We start from the raw sequence: 17280 nt of genomic DNA on the forward strand, positions 1-17280 counted from the left end.
GATGGCGCGCACGCTCGAAACCCCGATTCAGAAACGGTTCTCCGACGTGGACCCCTTTCAGCACGTGAACAACGTCTCGCAACAGATGTATTTCGACGTGGGCAAGATGGAGTTCTACGAAAAGGTGCTGGGCGCGGAGGTGCTGCTCGCAGACCTGCGGATTCTCGCCGTCTCGACCTCGACCTCCTACCTGGGGCAGGTCAGGATGCACGACCCCGTGCGGGTGACGACCACCTGCGAACGGGTGGGAACGAAGAGCCTGACGCTCTTCCAGCAACTGCTCGCCGGCGGCGAGGTGCGCAGCGAAAGCCGCTCGGTGATGGTCGTCTTCGACTTCGCACGCCAGCGGAGCGAACCGGTTCCCGACGCCTGGCGCGAACGGCTGCTGGCCGATTAGTGTTCCAGCCGTCCGTCGCTGCGCAGTTTCGGCAGGCCGTGGCGGACATAATACTTATAGCCTACCACCACGAGGATGACGCCCGCGAAGATGAAGACCGAGGCGGTGATGTTCGCGGCGTCGAAATGCGCCTGTCCGCGCGTAATGGCCAGGATGCCCGCGATCACGGGCTGGATGTAGCGGTAGAGCGCCGTGTGCACCGAGGTCAGCTTCTCCGTGCCGCGGTAGAGCAGGTACATGGGCAGGACGGTTCCCAGAATGAGGATATAGCCCAGTTCGGCCTGCGCAAACAGCGGAAGCCGCAGAAACGGTACGTGGTCGATGTATTTCCAGAAGAAGGGCGCCGTTATGGCCAGCCCGATGATGTAGTACCACCCCATCACGACCAGCGTGCCCAGCTTCTCCAGCTGCGGCTTGATAATCACCGTATTGACGGCGATGGCCACCACGGCCGCCAGCACGAACAGGTTGCCCTGGGCGCGGCTGCCGTGGGTAAGCGAGAAGCCGTCGCCGAGAATCAGGATTCCGGCGCCGACGAGTGCGCAGACCACCCCCACGACACGCGTCCCGATATACTTGCGCGGGTGCATCAGGTGATCCATGATCAGCGTGAAGGCCGGGCCGAGCGTGGCGATGACCGAGGCGTCGATGGGCGTGGTGTAAGACGCCCCCCAGAGCAGCATGTACATCCAGCCGTAGACGATCAGCAGCGTGACAATCAGAATGTTGCCCGCATCGCGCCACGTAATGCGGTAGGAGTAGCGGGAGAAAAGGGCGAAAGGAATGAAGAAAACCGCCGCCGAAAGCACCTGCAACATGAATATCTGCTGAAAATCGAGGTAATTGCGCGTGAGGGAGACGTAGAACGAAAAATTCGCTCCGAAAAACACATTGGCGAAAACCAGGTCGAGATTATAGCGCGTTTTACTCACAAAAAGAAAACCGGGCAATTATCGCACCGAATTTTACCTTATATTTGCCCCGGCCAAAAGCCGGGATTCAAGGGCGGCGGCCGAAATCGAGATTCGGAAACGGATCGGCGCCCGCCCCGCTTCAGACCCCCGCTTCTCGAACGGGCTACGAAAGATGGACAAAGGAAAACTGAAAGGACATGCGGCCCTGTGGGTCGCCAACATCGTCTGGGGACTCAACGCCCCGATCGGCAAAAGCGTACTCTGGTCCGAGGCCAACCCCGGAGGGGTCAACCCCTTCGCGTTGAGCGTCTACCGCATGGTGGGCGCGGCGCTGCTGTTCTGGACGGTCTCGCTGCTGCTGCCCCGCGAACGGGTCGCCCGGCGCGACATCGCGCTGCTGCTCCTGGCCTCCGTCTTCGGCATCCAGCTCAACCAGATGCTGTTCCTGTGGGGGCTGTCGCTCACCTCGCCCATCGACACGTCGATCATCGCCACGGTGGTCCCCGTGCTGACGATGGTGCTGGCGACGCTGTTCCTGCGCGAGCCGATCACGTGGCTGAAGGCCGGGGGCGTCTTTCTGGGATGCGCCGGGGCGCTGATCCTGATTCTCGTGAGCCAGCACGGCACAGGACACTCGTCGAGCGTCATGGGCGACGTGCTGTGCATCGTCAGCGCCGTCAGCTACGCCACCTACCTCACGGCCTTCCGCAACGTGATCGTCCGCTACTCGCCCGTGACGACGATGAAGTGGATGTTCCTCTTTGCCGCCATAGTCGCCGTGGTGATCTACTACCGTCCGCTGACCGCGGTCGACTACGCCGGGCTGGCGCCCCGGACCTGGGCCGGAATCGGTTACGTCGTGGTCTGCTCCACGTTCCTCTCCTACCTAATGGTTCCCATCGGCCAGCACCACCTGCGGCCCACGGTCGTGTCGATGTACAACTACGTGCAGCCCGTCGTGGCGGTGCTGTTCACCGTGGCGATCGGACTCGACACCTTCGGATTCACCAAGGCCGGAGCCGCGCTGTGCGTCTTCGCGGGGGTATGGCTGGTAACCAAGTCGAAATCCCGGGCGCAGCTCGACGCCGACCGCCTGAAAAGCGGCAATTAGCCCCTCCCCGACGACGGCAGCCGCCCCTTCCGCGCCCCTGAAAAAGAGCGTTTCCGAACAGCCGGGGCGAATGCTCCCCGAACCAAAAGGCGAACCCCGCGGGGTTCGCCTTATTTCCGGACGCGGGTCAGCCCCCGCTCGGCGGCCAGCCGCTCCATCAGCGCGTAGGCCGCGTCGTATTCGTTGGGAATCTCGCCGTCCAGGATGGCGTTCTTGATGATCTCCTTCATGTCGCCGATCACGCGCCCCGGGCCGATGCCGTAGGTCTCCATGATCAGCTCGCCCGTGATCGGAGGCTGGAAGTTGCGGATGCGGTCGCGCTCCTCCAGGTCCTTCATCTTGCGGCGCACCAGCTCGAAATTCGAAAGGTAACGTTTCACTTTGGCGTCGATGCCCGAGGTGATGTCCGCCTCGCACAGCGTCATCAGCGCCTCCACGTCGTCGCCCGCCTCGAACAGCAGCCGGCGCACGGCCGAGTCGGTCACGAGGTCCTCCGAGAGGATGATGGGCCGCAGGTGAAGGAACACGAGCTTCTGCACGAACTTCATGTGCTCGTTGAGCGGCAGTTTCAGCTGGCGGAAAATCGCCGGGACCATCTTCGAGCCGAGCACCTCGTGGCCGTGGAAGGTCCAGCCCACACGGGGATCGTAGGCCTTTGTGAGCGGCTTGGCGATGTCGTGCAGCACGGCGGCCCAGCGCAGCCACAAATCGCCGCTGCGGCGCGCCACGTTGTCCACGACCTTGAGCGTATGGATGAAATTGTCCTTATGGGCGTGGCGGCCCCGCTTCTCCACCCCCTTGAGGTTGTGCATCTCGGGAAAAATCCGCTCCAGCAGCCCGGTGAGTTCCAGCAACTCGAAGCCCATCGAAGGGACGGGCGAAAGGACGATCTTGTTGAGTTCGGTGACGATGCGTTCGCGCGAGACGATGCGGATGCGTTCGGCATTGCGGCGGATCGCCTCGAAGGTCTCTTCCTCGATGGTGAAGCCCAGCTGCGAGGCGAACCTGACGGCGCGCATCATGCGCAGAGGGTCGTCGGAAAAGGTGACGTCGGGATCGCACGGCGTGCGGATGATGCACTCTTCGAGGTCCGACATCCCGTCGAAAGGATCGACCAGCTCGCCGAACGTGGCCCCGTTCAGCGACCACGCCATGGCGTTGATCGTGAAGTCGCGCCGCCGCTGGTCGTCCGCCAGCGTGCCGGGTTCGACCTCGGGTTTGCGCGAATCGCGGGTGTAGGACTCCCGGCGCGCGCCCACGAACTCGACTTCGACATTCCGGGCGCGGACCATCGCCGTGCCGAAAGTCTTGAAGACCGAGACCTTCGCCTTCAGTTCGCGCGCGAGCGCCTCGGCCAGCGCAATGCCGCTGCCCACAACCACCACGTCGATGTCGGTCGAAGGCCGTCGCAGGTAGTGATCGCGCACATAGCCGCCGACGACGAAAGCCTGCACGCCCTGCTCGTCGGCAAGGCGCGAAATCCGCCGGAATATGGGATTCGACAACGTCACGCGGCTACTTCACGTGTTGCTTGATCGCATCCCGCCACACCACGTAACCCTCGCCCGTCAGGTGCAGGCCATCGTTGGTGTAACGCTTGTCCAGCCGCCCCTCGTGGTCGGCCAGCGCCCCCCAGACATCGAGGTAGGTGACTTCCTTCTCGTCGCACAGCGCTTCGAGCCGCTTGTTCAGCGGCACGATCTGACGGCCGTGCTCGTAGTGGTTCTTGAACTTGGCGAAAGACTCGCCATTGACGGGCAGGATGCTCTGCACGTAGATCTTCGTCCAGCGCGACTCGGACTGGAAACGGTCGATGAGCCGGGCCACATTGGCCACGATCTCGTCGGGCGAAACGCCGGCCGCCAGGTCGTTGACGCCGATCATCAGAAACAGTTTCTTGGGATGCCCCCCGACGATCGGGTCGAGACGGTCGAGCAGCCACCCCGAGCGGTCGCCGCTGATGCCGCGGTTCTTGACGTGGCGGTTGTTGAACAGCTCGGCCCACTCGCAGCCGTCGGTGATCGAGTTGCCCAGGAACACGATGTCGCTCGAATAGACCGGGAGCACCTCGAAAAGGCTGCGCCGCTGGAGGTTGTATTCGCTCTGCGCAAAGGCCGTGCACACGGTGAACAGCGCGGCGGCAAGGATCAGGATGCGTTTCATAGTCGTCAGAATTTAAGTTCGCGCCGGTAGAGCTGCACGGTGTTTTCCAGCCCGTAGTAGAGGGCGTCGCAGATCAGCGCATGGCCGATCGACACCTCGTCGGTCCACGGAATGCGTTCGGCGAACCAGCGCAGGTTCTCCAGCGAAAGGTCGTGGCCGGCGTTCAGCCCCAACCCCTGCCGACGAGCCTCTTCGGCGGCGGCCAGATAGGGGGCGACGGCCCGCTGCGGGTCGTCGGGATATTCGCGCGCATAGGCTTCGGTGTAGAGTTCCACCCGGTCGGCGCCGCAGGCCTTCGCCCCGGCGACCATCTCGGCCACGGGGTCCACGAAAACCGAGACCCGGATGCCCTTCGCGTGGAAGCGCGCCGTCACGTCGGTCAGGAACGCGCGGTTGGCCAGAGTGTCCCACCCGGCGTTCGAGGTGATGGCATCGTGGGCGTCGGGAACCAGCGTCACCTGCGCAGGGACCACCTCCAGCACCAGGTCGATGAAACCCGGGATGGGGTTGCCCTCGATGTTCAGCTCGGTCGTGAGCGCCCGTTTGAGATCGCGCACGTCGTCGTAACGGATATGCCGCGCATCGGGACGCGGATGGACCGTGATGCCCTCGGCGCCGAAACGCTCGATGTCCAGCGCGGCGCGGACCACGTCGGGCAGATTGCCGCCCCGCGAATTGCGCACCACGGCGATCTTATTGATGTTAACGCTTAACTTTGTCATAATTCTACGCTGTTTCACGGAATGCGGAACGCGATCCGGACAAGCTCAAATAAATTTGGCGCATCGCTCTCCTTTCCGTATATTTGCCGGAGATATGCCACATCCCGGCGCCTTGCCGGGCCGAAAAGGCCCCGGATCGTTCCGGCGTGGTAAAGTTACTTATTTTTTCGAAACTCCGCCGATGAAAATCATACTTTTTTCCCGCGCGCAGATCGCCCACACCCCCGAGGAGATCCGCCAGCTGATCGGAACGATCGGAGCTTTCGGCTTCGATTACGCCGTCAACGAGGAGTTCGCCCCCCTGGTGGAGCAGGCCACGGGAACGGCGCTCCCGCCCGAAAGGATCTACGGCCGCTACATCGGCAAACAGCCTGCCGAAACCGTCATGGTCTGCTACGGAGGCGACGGAACGCTGCTCGAAGGGGTGCACCGTCTCTGCGGCGCGCCGATTCCCGTCATGGGCATCAACGCCGGGCACCTGGGGTTTCTGACCAGCGCCCCGAGCAACGGGCTGAACCTGATCTTCCGCGAGATAGCCGAAGGCAACATCGCGACCGAGCCGCGCTCGATGCTGCGCGTCACGGGCGAATTCGCCCGACAGCCCGAATCGCAGCTGGCGCTCAACGAATTCACCGTGCAGCGCCACGGCGCAGGGATGATCTCGGTGGAGACCTACGTCGACCGGCAGATGGTGGCCACCTACCACGGAGACGGGGTGATCGTCTCGACGCCCACCGGATCGACAGCCTATTCGCTCAGCGCCGGAGGTCCCGTCGTGGCCCCGACGTGCCAGTGCCTGGTCATCTCGCCCCTGGCCCCCCACAACCTCACGATGCGCCCGGTGGTGATCCCCGACACGGGCGTCATCACGCTCAACGTGGACGCCCGGCGGGCGGACGCCTTCGTCACGCTGGACAACCGGACCTACCCCGTTTCGCACGGCGCGTCGTTCACCGTGGAGCGGGCCGAACAGACGATTTTTTTGGCCGTGCCGCACAATATATCATTTTACGACACGTTACGGAATAAGATGATGTGGGGAATCGACATCCGCAGTTAATCATTTATCGCATTTTTCCACAAGTTAACAGAATTTTTCCCTATATTTGTGCCCTAATATGAGCGATCAGAAACGCATACCGCAACACGTCGCCATCATCATGGACGGCAACGGCCGCTGGGCCGAGTTGCGCGGCAAGGAGCGTTACGAAGGTCACGCAGCGGGTGTCGAACCCGTGCGGGCGTCGTTGCGCGCCGCGGCGCGCTGGGGCGTGAAGTACCTGACGCTCTATGCGTTCTCGACCGAAAACTGGGGACGGCCCGCGGAGGAAGTGGACTCCCTGATGGAGCTTTTCTGCAAAAGCGTCGTCAACGAAACGCCCGAACTGATCCGCCAGGGCGTCGAGGTGCGCATGATCGGCGACCGGAGCCGTTTTTCGGAGAAGGTCCGCAGCTACCTGGCCATGGCCGAGGAGCAGACTGCGGGAGGACGGACGCTGACGCTGATCCTGGCGCTCAACTATTCGTCGCGGAGCGAAATAACGCACGCCGTGCAGCAGATCGCGCAACGCGTGGAGGCCGGCCAGATCGCCCCGTCGGAGATTTCCGAAGAGACGATCAGCACCGCGCTCTACACGGCCCCCTACCCGAACCCCGACCTGATCGTCCGCACCAGCGGCGAACAGCGGTTGAGCAATTTCCTGCTGTGGCAGGCCTCCTACGCCGAACTGTGGTTCCCCGAAGTGCTGTGGCCCGACTTCACGGAGGAGGAGTTCGACCGCGCGATGGAGGAATACGCACGGCGCGATCGCCGCTTCGGACTGGTTAAATAGATGACTTTAGACTATATTTAATAGATGAATTATTCCGGTAAGATATTCACGGCAGCAGCTGCCCTCGTGCTATGCTGCTCGAATATATTCGCCCAGGAGCAGAATCCGCAGGACACGACGGCGGCTCCGAAGCCTGCGATTTCAGAAAACGCCCCGATGTTCCGAAGCGAGGGCGAACCCAGGCTCTATTACATCCGCGACGTCAACGTCCACGGCGTGCAATACCTCAACCCCGAGATCCTCAAGTCGTCTGCCGGACTGATCGCAGGCGACTCGGTCTACCTGCCGAGCAACTTCATCTCCAACGCCATTTCACGGCTCTGGAGCCAGCGGTTTTTCTCGGACGTGAAGATCGGCGCCGAGATCGAGGGCGACAGCCTCGACCTGGAGGTCTTCCTCAAGGAGCGTCCCCGCGTCTACAACTGGGAGTTCGAGGGCATTTCGAAGGGCAAGAAGAAGGACCTGCTGGAAAAGCTCAAACTCAAGCGCGGAAGCGAACTCTCGGACTACGTCATCGACAAGAACAAGAAGCTCATCCATAACTACTGGGCCGAAAAGGGATTCCGCAATACGGAGGTGGACGTGCGTATCGACAACGACACGCTGCGCCCGGGACAGGCCGTGACGGTGACCTTCCTGATCGACCGCAAGGAGAAAGTGAAGATCGGCAAGATCAACTTCGTCGGCAACGAGCAGTTCAACGACAAGCGCCTGCGCCGCACGTTCAAAAAGACCCACCAGAAGTCGATCAACTTCTTCAAGGGGACCAAACTCAACGAGAACGACTACGAGGCGGACAAGGAGCTGCTGATCGACTTCTACAACTCGCGGGGCTACCGCAATGCCACCATCATACGCGACTCGATCTACCCGATCAACGAAAAACGGCTGGGCATCGACCTCGAAGTGTCGGAAGGCAACAAATACTACATCCGCAACGTCTCGTGGGTGGGCAACTCGGTCTATGAAACCGAAGGGCTGCAACAGATGTTCGGCGTCAAGAAGGGCGACATCTACGATAAGAAGACGATGCACAAGCAGCTGGGCATCGGCAAGGAGACCGATCCCGAAGCGACATCCGTGTCGTCGCTCTATCAGAACGAAGGCTACCTGATGTCGCAGATCGAACCCGCCGAGACGATCATCGCCCCGGACTCGATCGACATCGAAGTCAAGGTCTTCGAAGGCAAGCAGTTCACCATCAACGAAGTCGGCATCACGGGCAATCAGCGCGTCGACGACGAGGTGATCCGCCGCGAGCTGGACACCCGTCCGGGCGAACTCTACAACCGCGCGCTGCTGATGCGCACCATCCGCCTGCTGGGTTCGATGGGGCACTTCAACCCCGAGGCCATCATGCCCGACATCAAGCCCGTTTCGAACGAGCTGGTCAACATCAACTGGCCGCTTGAAGAGCAGGCTTCCGACCAGTTCAACATCGCCGGCGGCTGGGGTTCGGGAACCTTCGTGGGTTCGGTCGGCATCACGCTGAACAACCTCTCGATCAAGAACACCTTCAAGAAAGGCGCATGGCGCCCCTACCCGATGGGCCAGAACCAGCGGCTCTCGCTCTCGGCACAGACCAACGGTACGTATTACAAGGCCTTCGCGTTCAGTTTCACCGACCCCTGGATGGGCGGCAAGAAACCCAACTCGTTCACCCTCTCGGCACACTTCTCGGAGCAGAACAACGCCTATTACGTATGGCAGACCAGTACGCAGTATTTCCGGACCTACGGCGTCGCCGCCGGTCTGGGCAAGCGTCTGAACTGGCCCGATCCCTATTTCACGTTCTACGCCGAAGCCAGCTACGAACGCTACGCGCTGAAAAACTGGTCGTCGTTCGTGATGACGAACGGCGCGGCCAACCTGGCATCGATCAAACTGGTGTTCGGCCGCAATTCGGTCGACCAGCCGATCTACCCGCGCCGCGGTTCGGAGTTCAGCGCCTCGGTGCAGGCCACGCTTCCCTACTCGCTCTGGGACGGCAAGGACTACAAAAAACTGGAGCAGATCGCCAACAGTTCCAACTCGACCTCCGCAGAGGCGGACCGGGCCAACCAGGAGCGCTACCGCTGGGTGGAGTTCCACAAATGGCAGTTCAAGGCGCAGTGGTTCCAGTCGTTCCTGAAAAACTCGAACCTCGTGCTGATGCTCAAGGCCGAAATGGGATACCTCGGCAGCTACAACAAGTATAAGGTTTCGCCTTTCGAACGCTACGAAGTCGGCGGCGACGGCATGTCGGGATACAATATATACGGTATCGACATCATCGCGATGCGCGGTTACGAGGACGGCGCGCTCGACCCCGGCAGCAACTACTCGCGCGGCTACAATAAATACACCGCCGAACTTCGCTACCCGATCATCCTCAAACCCTCGTCGCAGATCTACGTGCTGGGATTCCTCGAAGGCGGTAACGCATTCGACTCGTGGAAGAAGTTCTCGCCCTTCAAGATCAAGCGTTCGGCCGGTTTCGGCGTCCGCCTCTACCTCCCCGTGGTGGGTATGCTCGGTATCGACTGGGGTTACGGATTCGACGCTCCGGCGAACTCCTCGACCAAGAGCGGCAGCCAGTTCCACTTCGTTCTGGGACAACAATTTTAGCATGATCCGAACGGCCGCACCCGCGGACCGGCATTCAAAATCCCCTGAATCCCCCTCGCCAAAGGGAGCTCAAATAAAACGGGGCGTGGCAATAAATTTGAAAGAAAAGAGTTATATTTATAGCAGCAATCCGGGAAACCGGCTGAATATTAACTTAAAAACAACAGGATTATGAAACGGCTGATTTTAATTGCGGCATTTATTCTGACGGCAGGGACACTCGCGGCGCAGAACTACATAATCGTCAACAGCGAGAAAGTGTTCAAATCAATCGACGCCTACAATACGGCTATTTCCGACCTGGATAAGCTCGCCAAGCAGTACCAGGACCAGGTGGACGCCAAGTTTGCCGAAGTCGAGGCGCTTTACAACAATTACGTGAGCCAGAAAACCTCGCTCTCGGCCGCTGCGCGCCAGACCCGCGAAAACGCCATTCTGAACAAGGAGAAGGAGGCGCAGGAGTATCAGGAAAGCCTGTTCGGACAGGAAGGCACGCTGATGAAAAAACGTATCGAGGTGATCTCCCCGATCCAGAAACAGGTCTTCGACGCCATCGAGGCCTACGCCAAGCAGGCGGGCGCCGACCTGGTGCTCGACTCGGCGAACAACCCCACGCTGCTCTACACCAATCCTTCCGTAGAGCGGACGCAGCAGGTGATCGACGCGCTCAAGAAATAACCGACATCAAAACATTAACTGATAAAACTGTATGAAAAAAGCAATCAAACTGACCCTTGCGGTTGTGCTGGTGATGGGCGCCACATCGCTCTTCGCCCAGAAATTCGGACGCATCAACACCCAGGAAATCATCATGGCGATGCCCGAGACCAAGACGATGCAGGAGAACATGGACACCTTCGCCAAGGAGTTGTCGGACAACATCGAGACGATGAACGTCGAATTCAACACCAAGTTGCAGGATTTCCAGAAAAACTACAACACCTTCAGCGACGCCATCAAGGAGGTGAAGGAGAAGGAACTGAACGATATGCAGACCCGCACCCGCGAGTTCCAGGAGCGCGCACAGCAGGATTACCAGAAGAAACAGAACGAACTGCTCGCCCCGATCATCGACAAGGCGAAAAGCGCCATCGACAAGGTAGCGGCCGCAGGCGGATTTCTGGTCGTGTTCGACACGTCGACGGGATCGCTGGCTTACTTCGACGAGGCTACGCTGACGGACGTCGCGCCTGCCGTGAAAAAGGAACTGGGCATCACCGACGCGCCCGCAGCAGCACCTGCCGCCAAATAAATCTTCATGCGGATCGGTCCGCCGACAGAGCATCGAGCGCCGACCCGTAAGGTCGGCGCTTTCGTTTTCAGAGACCCGCAGGTCGAAAAGCGCGCGGTAGTGTTCATAAGGTTGAAGAATCGAACATTTTGAATGATACCCGACTGATCATTATTATATTTGTCGAAATTTAAGCGAAACTATGAACCAGACGAATTCAGAAATGCCGATATCGAGTTTTACCCTAAACGAACTCATCACAATGGCCGGAGGCGAAAAGCGTCCGGGAATTATGGGCGAATGCATCGCCGCAAACAGCGCATCGGAAATGGAGATATTCCGGTTCCCGAGCCGCCTGAACGCTCTCATTATCGGCGTCGGAACCGAAGGCGAGACTTCACTCACGTCAAACCTTCAGGAATTCCGGCTCAAAAAGGATTCGCTCTTCATCTTCAGCCCCAAGCACATCCTGCAAGTACAATCCAACAACCGTTTCAAGGCCCATCTTATCGTCATCGCCCCGGATTTTCTCAAGCGCATCAACATCGACACCAAACGCATGATGCCGCTTTTCCTGCAATTCGGCTCGCTCCCCTGCATGGAACTCACGCACGCCGAGAGCCAGTCGCTCCGGAGTTTTATCTCGATGGTCGAACAGGAACTGAAAGGCTCCGAGACGGATTTTTCGAGCGAGATCATCGGCGGACTGATCGCCGCGACGATCTACAAGGTCGGGGACATCCTGACCCACTACCTCACGGAGCATCCCGAGGTCGACAGCCCGATACACAACCGTGCGGAGGAGTATTTCAGGCAATTCACCGAGCTGCTCGGCGAACACTACAAGCACGAACGCAGCGTGGGATTCTACGCCCGGCAGCTATGCATCACGCCCAAATACCTCACCACGCTCATCAAGCGCATCAGCGGCAAATCGGTATCGGAATGGATCGACAACTACGTGATCCTCGAAGCCAAGACGCTGCTCAAATATTCGAACATGAGCGTGCAGGAGATCGCCTATTACCTGAATTTCCCCAACCAGTCGTTCTTCGGCAGTTACTTCAAACGCAATGCCGGCATGTCGCCGTCGCAGTACAAGGCGAAGAAGTAAAAGCCGAACGTTAAAACGGGTAACCCACGCCGAAGTTGAGCGCCGTGTTCTTCCACTTGAAATTGTGAATCCACCGCTCGCCCGAGGGGTTGTTGGGGTTGTGCAGCTGAATACCCCAGTCGAGGCGCAGCACGGCGAACTTGATGTCGAAACGCAGGCCGAGTCCCGTGTTGAATCCCAGTTGTTTGTAGAAACGGTCGAACCGGAACACCGTATCTTCGGACTCACCCGAATAGTGCCGGATATACCAGATGTTGCCCAGATCGAAGAAGGTCGCGCCGTGGATCATGCCCCAGACCGGGAAGCGCAGTTCGAGGTTGGCTTCCAGCTTCACGTCGCCCGTCTGGACCGGAAAATCGTTGTGGGGATTGGCCACCGAACCCTGCCCGAGGGTTCGGGGTGTCCAGCCGCGCATGCCGTTGCTGCCGCCGCAATAGAACTGACGGTCGAAAGGCACGGACGAAGAGTTTCCGTAAGCCATCGCCACACCGCCGTAAAGCCGTCCCACCAGCGCCGTAGTGCTCCCCAGCATGATTTTCCGGCTGACGCTCAAATCGGTGCGGAAATACTGCGAATACTCGATGCCGAAAATCGTATACTGCTCCTTTCCCTTGGCCGGCGAGAAGAAGGCGTGCTCGACGGCGTCGATCAGGTTGCCGGCGGTCTCGGCGTTGAACCGGATGTTCGTGGCGTTTCCGCCGAGGTTCTTGCGCTGGTTGTTATAGCCGTAGCCGAACGAAAGGCCGCCGATGAACTGGGTCTTGAAACTGTTGATCAGGTATTTGTTGGAGGTATTGCCCAGGAATTCGGGATCGACCGGGCGAGTCATGTCGACCACGTTGATGTCGATCGGCCGCAGCGAGAAGGACGAATAGCGGCTGTTGGTCCACATGTAGGTGATGCCGGCGCTCGAAAGCGTACGGGCGTAATAGGGGCGGTCCTGAAAATTGATCGACAGTTCGACCTTGGTCTTCGGCTGGTTCACCGTGCGGAAACGGCCCGTACGCCAGGGCACGAGGAACCGCGGGAAGGTCAGTCCGGTCGTGACGCCGAATTCGGTGGCCCGTTTGCGCCTGGCGTCGGGAGCCTTCATAAATTCGTAACCCGCCGTGAAGGAGAGGTCGAACGACTCGGCGCCGCGGAAAATATTGCGGTTCTGATAACCGACGGTGGCCTTCAGGCCGTAGAAACTCGACGTGGTGCTGCCTTCGAGATCGACCTTGACGCTCTGCTTGAGCGTCGGCGTGCAGAGAATGTTGCACGTCAGGTAGCCCTCGCGCGTGTAGAGCGTCTGCGTCGAATCGGCCGAAGCGCCGATGAAGGAGACGATGTCGGTGACGTCGGCCGACCGGGGCTGCTCCTCGAAGGCGATTTTCGCGCTCTTGAAATACCCCAGCGCCATCAAGTCGGAATAGGCGCGGTTGACCTGCGACGAGTTGTAGACGTAGTTGGGATAGAGCGGCACGGCCTGACGGAGCACCGGAGGGCGCAGGTTGGGCCGTTTCTCGTAGATGATGTTCAGACCGCGGTAGTAGACCGTATCGAGCCGCGAAAGCAGCATCGTGTCGGTCCGTGCGGCGGTGGGGTCGTAATCGGGGAAAATGTTGATCCGGTCGATACGGTAGACCATGTTGTTGTCCATCACGGGCAGTCCGCGTTCGTCGTAGCCCGTGAGATACTGTTTGACGATCAGCCGCAGGTCGATCAGCCGCTCCTTCTCGAACATCCGCGCGGCGTAGGAGATGTTGTTGACCGAGAAATTGTAGTACCCCCGCTCCTTGAGGTAGGCGGCGATGCGCTCCCGCTCGGCATCGAGGACCGACACGTCGTAAATATCGCCCGTATGCAGCAGCGTATTGACGGTGTCGGGCAGCACGATCTGTTCGAGGAAGTTGTCCTGGAACTCGTAGGAAACGGAGTCGATGCGGTAAGGCTCGCCCTGGCGCGTGCGGAAGGTGACCGTCGCACGCTTGCGGCGCGAAACGGTGTCGACCTCATAGGTCGCCTGCGAAGAGAAAAAACCCTTCGAGTCCATGTAGACCTTCAGGTTTTCGGCGCTCTTCTGGGTCAGCCCCATGTCCAGCGTCACGGGCGCCTGCCCGATCTTGCGCTTCCAGTTGTTCCAGCGGTTGTCCTTCGCAGGGTCGGCCTGCTCGTAGAGCCAGACGTAGAAATTCGTCCCGAGGAAGCGTTTGTTGGGAGTCTGGCGCACGTACTTCTCCATGTCGGAAGCCGTGATGCGTTCCTTGCGCGGCGTGGACCGGTCGTCCTCGATCTTTACTTTTTGCAGAAAATACTGTCCTTCGGGAATGTGGCGCGTGACGCTGCACGCCGAGCACAGCAGGCCCAGCAGCGCGGCGGCGAGTATGCGACACGATCCCCGCACGGCGTCAGTTGTTGAAGAATCCCTTCTCTTTCAAAAGGGCGAAATAGGACTCCGAGATGGCGAGGTTGTCCTTGCGCACGTAACGCCGCTGGGTGAAGACCTGCGCCAGGTTCGGGAGGCCGTTTTCCGCCAGCAGACGTTTGGTAAGCTCCGACTCTTCGCGCTCGGCCCACAGTTCGTCGATCTCGGCGGCCGTGTAATCGGTGTATTTCTCGTAGTGGACCACGGCTTCGAGCGGCAGGCGGTCGGTCAGTTCGGGCGACTCGTCGGGATAACCCAGGACCACGGTGGTGAGCGGAATGACCCCCTTCGGAAGTTCCAGTATCTGCGAAATATCGCCCGCGGTGTAGATCGTCGTGCCGAGGTAGCAGATGCCCAGCCCGTGCATTTCGGCCTCGACGCAGAGGTTCTGCGCGGCCAGCAGGGCGTCGGTCGAAGCGTTCAGGAACCACGCGAAATTGTCGTAGGCAGGGTCGGCGTCGCGCTGCTCGCACCACATCGTGAAACGGTGAATATCGGCGCAGACGGTCACCACGCACGGAGCCTGGCGGACCATCGGCTGGTTGAAATGGCACGGCGCGAGCCGTTCGCGGAGCGTTTCATCGCGGGTCACCACCAGCGAATAGAGCTGCATATTGCCGCACGTCGAAGCGCGCGAGGCAGCTTCGAGACACTCGCGCAGCACCTCCTCGGGAATGGGCGTCGGGCGGAATTTACGTATCGAACGATGCTTGAAAAGCACACTTTTCATAAAGGTCTGTTTTTTGAATCCTGGCATAAACAATACAATCCGCCCGCCGTTGCACGCCCGAGCGGATATTTTTCACAAAATTAGCAAAACTTTTAGAAGTTTTACTATTTTTGCCAAGACATAACCATTCAAAAAGTGCAGACGGCATTTGCAAAATACGAAGGAGCAGGCAACGACTTCATCCTGATCGACAACCGCGAAGGCGGCTTCACGCCCCGTGCGGAACTTATCGCAGCCTTGTGCGACCGTCATTTCGGCATCGGAGCCGACGGGCTGATGACCCTCGCCCGGAACGCGGAGATCGACTGTTCGATGCGTTATTACAACGCCGACGGGTCGGAAGGCGAGATGTGCGGTAACGGCGCCCGCTGCTTCACGCTTTTCGCCGAACACCGGGGCATCGGCGGGGAGACCAAGTTCTTCGATGCCGCAGACGGGCTTCACACCGCCCGCATCCGCCGCCTGAAAGGCACTTCGGGAGAGATCGAGCTGGGCATGATCGCCGTGCGGGAGATCCGCACGGGCGACGGCTGGTGGTTTCTCAACACGGGCGTCCCGCACTACGTCGAATTCGTCGACGACCTCGAAGCGGTCGACGTAACCGGCCGCGGACGGGCCATCCGCCGCGACACGACGCGCTTCCCGCAGGGCACGAACGTCAATTTCGTGCAGATCACAGGCGACGGCACGATCCGCATGCGCACCTACGAACGCGGCGTGGAGAACGAGACCCTCGCCTGCGGCACGGGAGCCACGGCCGCGGCCATCGTGACGGCCTTCGCGCGGCAGCCCCACACGACCGATTTCCGCATCACCGTACCCGGAGGAGCGCTTGCGGTACGGTTTTCGCATGAACAGGGAACACAAACCTATACGGACATCCGCCTGACGGGACCGGCGCGCCGCGTCTTCGAAGGAGTGTTCGACAGCGAAAATTTCTAAAACCAACCATTCATTTCCCCATGAAAACACAAAAGGGAATCCGCGAACACGACGCGGATGAACTTCGGAAAGCCAAACGTCTCGAACCGATACGCAAGAGCGGCAAGGAGCGCCACGCGCTTTACAGCAGTTTCGACGAAGAGGACGAGGAGGAGATCCTGCCCCTCAAACGCGAGTCCGTTCTCGACTACCTCGACGAAGAGGAGGAATAAATCCAGATTCAATGATCGAAAAATTCATCATGGCGGGTCCCACCGCCCTGCACGTCTGCGACTCCCAGAAAGGGGACAAATGCGTCGTGCTCCTGCACGGATACCTCGAATCGATGCTCGTCTGGGAGGATTTCGTTCCATTCCTCTACAAAGAGCTTCGCGTGGTTACGTTAGACCTGCCCGGTCACGGCATCTCGGTCGTGACGGGCGAGGAGCATTCGATGGAGTTCCTCGCCGACACGGTGGCCGACGCCCTCCGGGCGCTGGGAATCCCCCGCTGCACACTCGTCGGGCACTCGATGGGCGGCTACGTAGCCCTGGCCTTCTGCGAACGCCATCCCGACATGCTCAACGGAGTTGTGCTGTTAAGTTCGACACCCAACGCCGACACGCCGGAGAAGTCCGAAAACCGCCGCCGCGAAATCGCCCTCGTAAAGGCCGGGAAAAAGGATGCGCTGGCCCGCGTGGCCCCCGAAGCGGGCTTCGCCGAGGACAACCGCACCCGGATGAAAGACTACATCGAGGACCTCACCGAACAGGTCGCCGTCACCGAGGACGAAGGAATCGTAGCGCTGCTCAACGGCATGATCGCCCGCAAGGACCAGAACGAGATGCTGCGCGCCTCGAAGGTTCCCCAGCTCTTCATCCTCGGACGCAAGGACAACTACATCCCTGTCGAAGCGGCCGAAAAGATGGTAAAAGAGCACCTGCAGGCCCGAGTCGTATGGCTCGAAAACAGCGGCCACATGGGATTTCTGGAGGAGCCGGAAACCACGGCCCGGGCAATCCTCGATTTCGTCAACGGCAAATAACGCCGCACACCGGACTATTCTCCGGGGATCAATCGCGTCATAAACCTCAAGAACAGAGAACATTAGACGACGATTTCGGGAGCAGG

The 17280-nt window shown here is 59.9% G+C and carries 17 protein-coding genes; 11 read left to right on the forward strand and 6 right to left on the reverse strand.

What is annotated here, in order from left to right; genetic code table 11:
- Position 1: 1 nt before the first annotated feature.
- Positions 2–397, forward strand: coding sequence for an acyl-CoA thioesterase (locus tag NQ492_RS04845; protein WP_015547289.1), 396 nt, complete (start codon positions 2–4; stop codon positions 395–397).
- On the opposite strand, the gene NQ492_RS04850 is transcribed toward NQ492_RS04845, so the two are convergent.
- Positions 394–1302, reverse strand: a complete 909-nt coding sequence (locus tag NQ492_RS04850; protein WP_083810287.1) for a DMT family transporter — start codon at positions 1300–1302, stop codon at positions 394–396. The genes NQ492_RS04845 and NQ492_RS04850 overlap by 4 nt on opposite strands.
- A gap of 181 nt (positions 1303–1483) precedes the next feature.
- On the opposite strand from NQ492_RS04850, the gene NQ492_RS04855 reads away from it, so the two are divergent.
- Complete coding sequence (locus NQ492_RS04855; RefSeq protein WP_015547290.1) at positions 1484–2422, forward strand: DMT family transporter; 939 nt, start codon at positions 1484–1486, stop codon at positions 2420–2422.
- A 110-nt stretch (positions 2423–2532) separates the two neighbouring features.
- Here the strand turns inward: NQ492_RS04855 and NQ492_RS04860 are convergent, their stop codons facing one another.
- From NQ492_RS04860 to NQ492_RS04870, 3 genes are read right to left on the reverse strand one after another with little or no spacing between them, the layout of a single operon-like run.
- Positions 2533–3933 (reverse strand): CCA tRNA nucleotidyltransferase, encoded by a 1401-nt coding sequence (locus NQ492_RS04860; protein WP_044054445.1) that lies wholly within the window; start codon positions 3931–3933, stop codon positions 2533–2535.
- Between the two features lie 4 nt (positions 3934–3937).
- Positions 3938–4585, reverse strand: a complete 648-nt coding sequence (locus tag NQ492_RS04865; RefSeq protein WP_015547291.1) for a GDSL-type esterase/lipase family protein — start codon at positions 4583–4585, stop codon at positions 3938–3940.
- Between the two features lie 5 nt (positions 4586–4590).
- On the reverse strand, positions 4591–5307 hold the full coding sequence (locus NQ492_RS04870) for a pyridoxine 5'-phosphate synthase (RefSeq protein ID WP_015547292.1): 717 nt from the start codon (positions 5305–5307) through the stop codon (positions 4591–4593).
- A 181-nt stretch (positions 5308–5488) separates the two neighbouring features.
- On the opposite strand from NQ492_RS04870, the gene NQ492_RS04875 reads away from it, so the two are divergent.
- The 6 genes from NQ492_RS04875 (at position 5489) to NQ492_RS04900 (ending at position 12091) form a co-directional block, all read left to right on the forward strand.
- On the forward strand, positions 5489–6367 hold the full coding sequence (locus NQ492_RS04875; protein ID WP_015547293.1) for an NAD(+)/NADH kinase: 879 nt from the start codon (positions 5489–5491) through the stop codon (positions 6365–6367).
- 58 nt (positions 6368–6425) lie between these two features.
- Positions 6426–7139, forward strand: coding sequence for an isoprenyl transferase (locus tag NQ492_RS04880; RefSeq protein ID WP_015547294.1), 714 nt, complete (start codon positions 6426–6428; stop codon positions 7137–7139).
- A gap of 24 nt (positions 7140–7163) precedes the next feature.
- A complete protein-coding gene (locus NQ492_RS04885; protein WP_015547295.1) occupies positions 7164–9746 on the forward strand; it encodes a BamA/OMP85 family outer membrane protein in 2583 nt (860 codons plus the stop codon).
- Positions 9747–9917: 171 nt separating this feature from the next.
- A complete protein-coding gene (locus tag NQ492_RS04890; RefSeq protein ID WP_015547296.1) occupies positions 9918–10424 on the forward strand; it encodes an OmpH/Skp family outer membrane protein in 507 nt (168 codons plus the stop codon).
- A 31-nt stretch (positions 10425–10455) separates the two neighbouring features.
- A complete protein-coding gene (locus tag NQ492_RS04895; protein WP_015547297.1) occupies positions 10456–10998 on the forward strand; it encodes an OmpH/Skp family outer membrane protein in 543 nt (180 codons plus the stop codon).
- A gap of 271 nt (positions 10999–11269) precedes the next feature.
- Positions 11270–12091 (forward strand): helix-turn-helix domain-containing protein, encoded by an 822-nt coding sequence (locus tag NQ492_RS04900; protein WP_259873847.1) that lies wholly within the window; start codon positions 11270–11272, stop codon positions 12089–12091.
- Between the two features lie 10 nt (positions 12092–12101).
- Here NQ492_RS04900 and tamL read toward each other — a convergent pair whose 3' ends face one another.
- A complete protein-coding gene (gene tamL / locus NQ492_RS04905; protein ID WP_044054446.1) occupies positions 12102–14477 on the reverse strand; it encodes a translocation and assembly module lipoprotein TamL in 2376 nt (791 codons plus the stop codon).
- 4 nt (positions 14478–14481) lie between these two features.
- Positions 14482–15228, reverse strand: coding sequence for a nitroreductase family protein (locus NQ492_RS04910; protein WP_022061367.1), 747 nt, complete (start codon positions 15226–15228; stop codon positions 14482–14484).
- Between the two features lie 135 nt (positions 15229–15363).
- On the opposite strand from NQ492_RS04910, the gene dapF reads away from it, so the two are divergent.
- Genes dapF through NQ492_RS04925 form a run of 3 tightly spaced genes read left to right on the forward strand, consistent with a single transcriptional unit; the run spans position 15364 to position 17194 of the window.
- Positions 15364–16170, forward strand: coding sequence for a diaminopimelate epimerase (dapF, locus tag NQ492_RS04915; protein WP_044054447.1), 807 nt, complete (start codon positions 15364–15366; stop codon positions 16168–16170).
- A gap of 20 nt (positions 16171–16190) precedes the next feature.
- Positions 16191–16382: a hypothetical protein gene (locus tag NQ492_RS04920; protein WP_015547300.1), complete on the forward strand. Its 192-nt coding sequence runs from the start codon at positions 16191–16193 to the stop codon at positions 16380–16382.
- An 11-nt stretch (positions 16383–16393) separates the two neighbouring features.
- On the forward strand, positions 16394–17194 hold the full coding sequence (locus NQ492_RS04925) for an alpha/beta fold hydrolase (protein WP_015547301.1): 801 nt from the start codon (positions 16394–16396) through the stop codon (positions 17192–17194).
- Positions 17195–17280: the final 86 nt, after the last annotated feature.

It is taken from the genome of Alistipes shahii WAL 8301 (assembly GCF_025145845.1).
Lineage (GTDB): Bacteria > Bacteroidota > Bacteroidia > Bacteroidales > Rikenellaceae > Alistipes > Alistipes shahii.

Bases quoted from the DNA above. Each gene is read 5' to 3' on its own strand.
- NQ492_RS04845 (WP_015547289.1), top strand. From the start codon at position 2: ATGGCGCGCACGCTCGAAACCCCGATTCAGAAACGGTTCTCCGACGTG.
- NQ492_RS04855 (WP_015547290.1), top strand. From the start codon at position 1,484: ATGGACAAAGGAAAACTGAAAGGACATGCGGCCCTGTGGGTCGCCAAC.
- NQ492_RS04865 (WP_015547291.1), bottom strand. From the start codon at position 4,585: ATGAAACGCATCCTGATCCTTGCCGCCGCGCTGTTCACCGTGTGCACG.
- NQ492_RS04870 (WP_015547292.1), bottom strand. From the start codon at position 5,307: ATGACAAAGTTAAGCGTTAACATCAATAAGATCGCCGTGGTGCGCAAT.
- NQ492_RS04875 (WP_015547293.1), top strand. From the start codon at position 5,489: ATGAAAATCATACTTTTTTCCCGCGCGCAGATCGCCCACACCCCCGAG.
- NQ492_RS04880 (WP_015547294.1), top strand. From the start codon at position 6,426: ATGAGCGATCAGAAACGCATACCGCAACACGTCGCCATCATCATGGAC.
- NQ492_RS04885 (WP_015547295.1), top strand. From the start codon at position 7,164: ATGAATTATTCCGGTAAGATATTCACGGCAGCAGCTGCCCTCGTGCTA.
- NQ492_RS04890 (WP_015547296.1), top strand. From the start codon at position 9,918: ATGAAACGGCTGATTTTAATTGCGGCATTTATTCTGACGGCAGGGACA.
- NQ492_RS04895 (WP_015547297.1), top strand. From the start codon at position 10,456: ATGAAAAAAGCAATCAAACTGACCCTTGCGGTTGTGCTGGTGATGGGC.
- NQ492_RS04900 (WP_259873847.1), top strand. From the start codon at position 11,270: ATGGGCGAATGCATCGCCGCAAACAGCGCATCGGAAATGGAGATATTC.
- NQ492_RS04910 (WP_022061367.1), bottom strand. From the start codon at position 15,228: ATGAAAAGTGTGCTTTTCAAGCATCGTTCGATACGTAAATTCCGCCCG.
- NQ492_RS04920 (WP_015547300.1), top strand. From the start codon at position 16,191: ATGAAAACACAAAAGGGAATCCGCGAACACGACGCGGATGAACTTCGG.
- NQ492_RS04925 (WP_015547301.1), top strand. From the start codon at position 16,394: ATGATCGAAAAATTCATCATGGCGGGTCCCACCGCCCTGCACGTCTGC.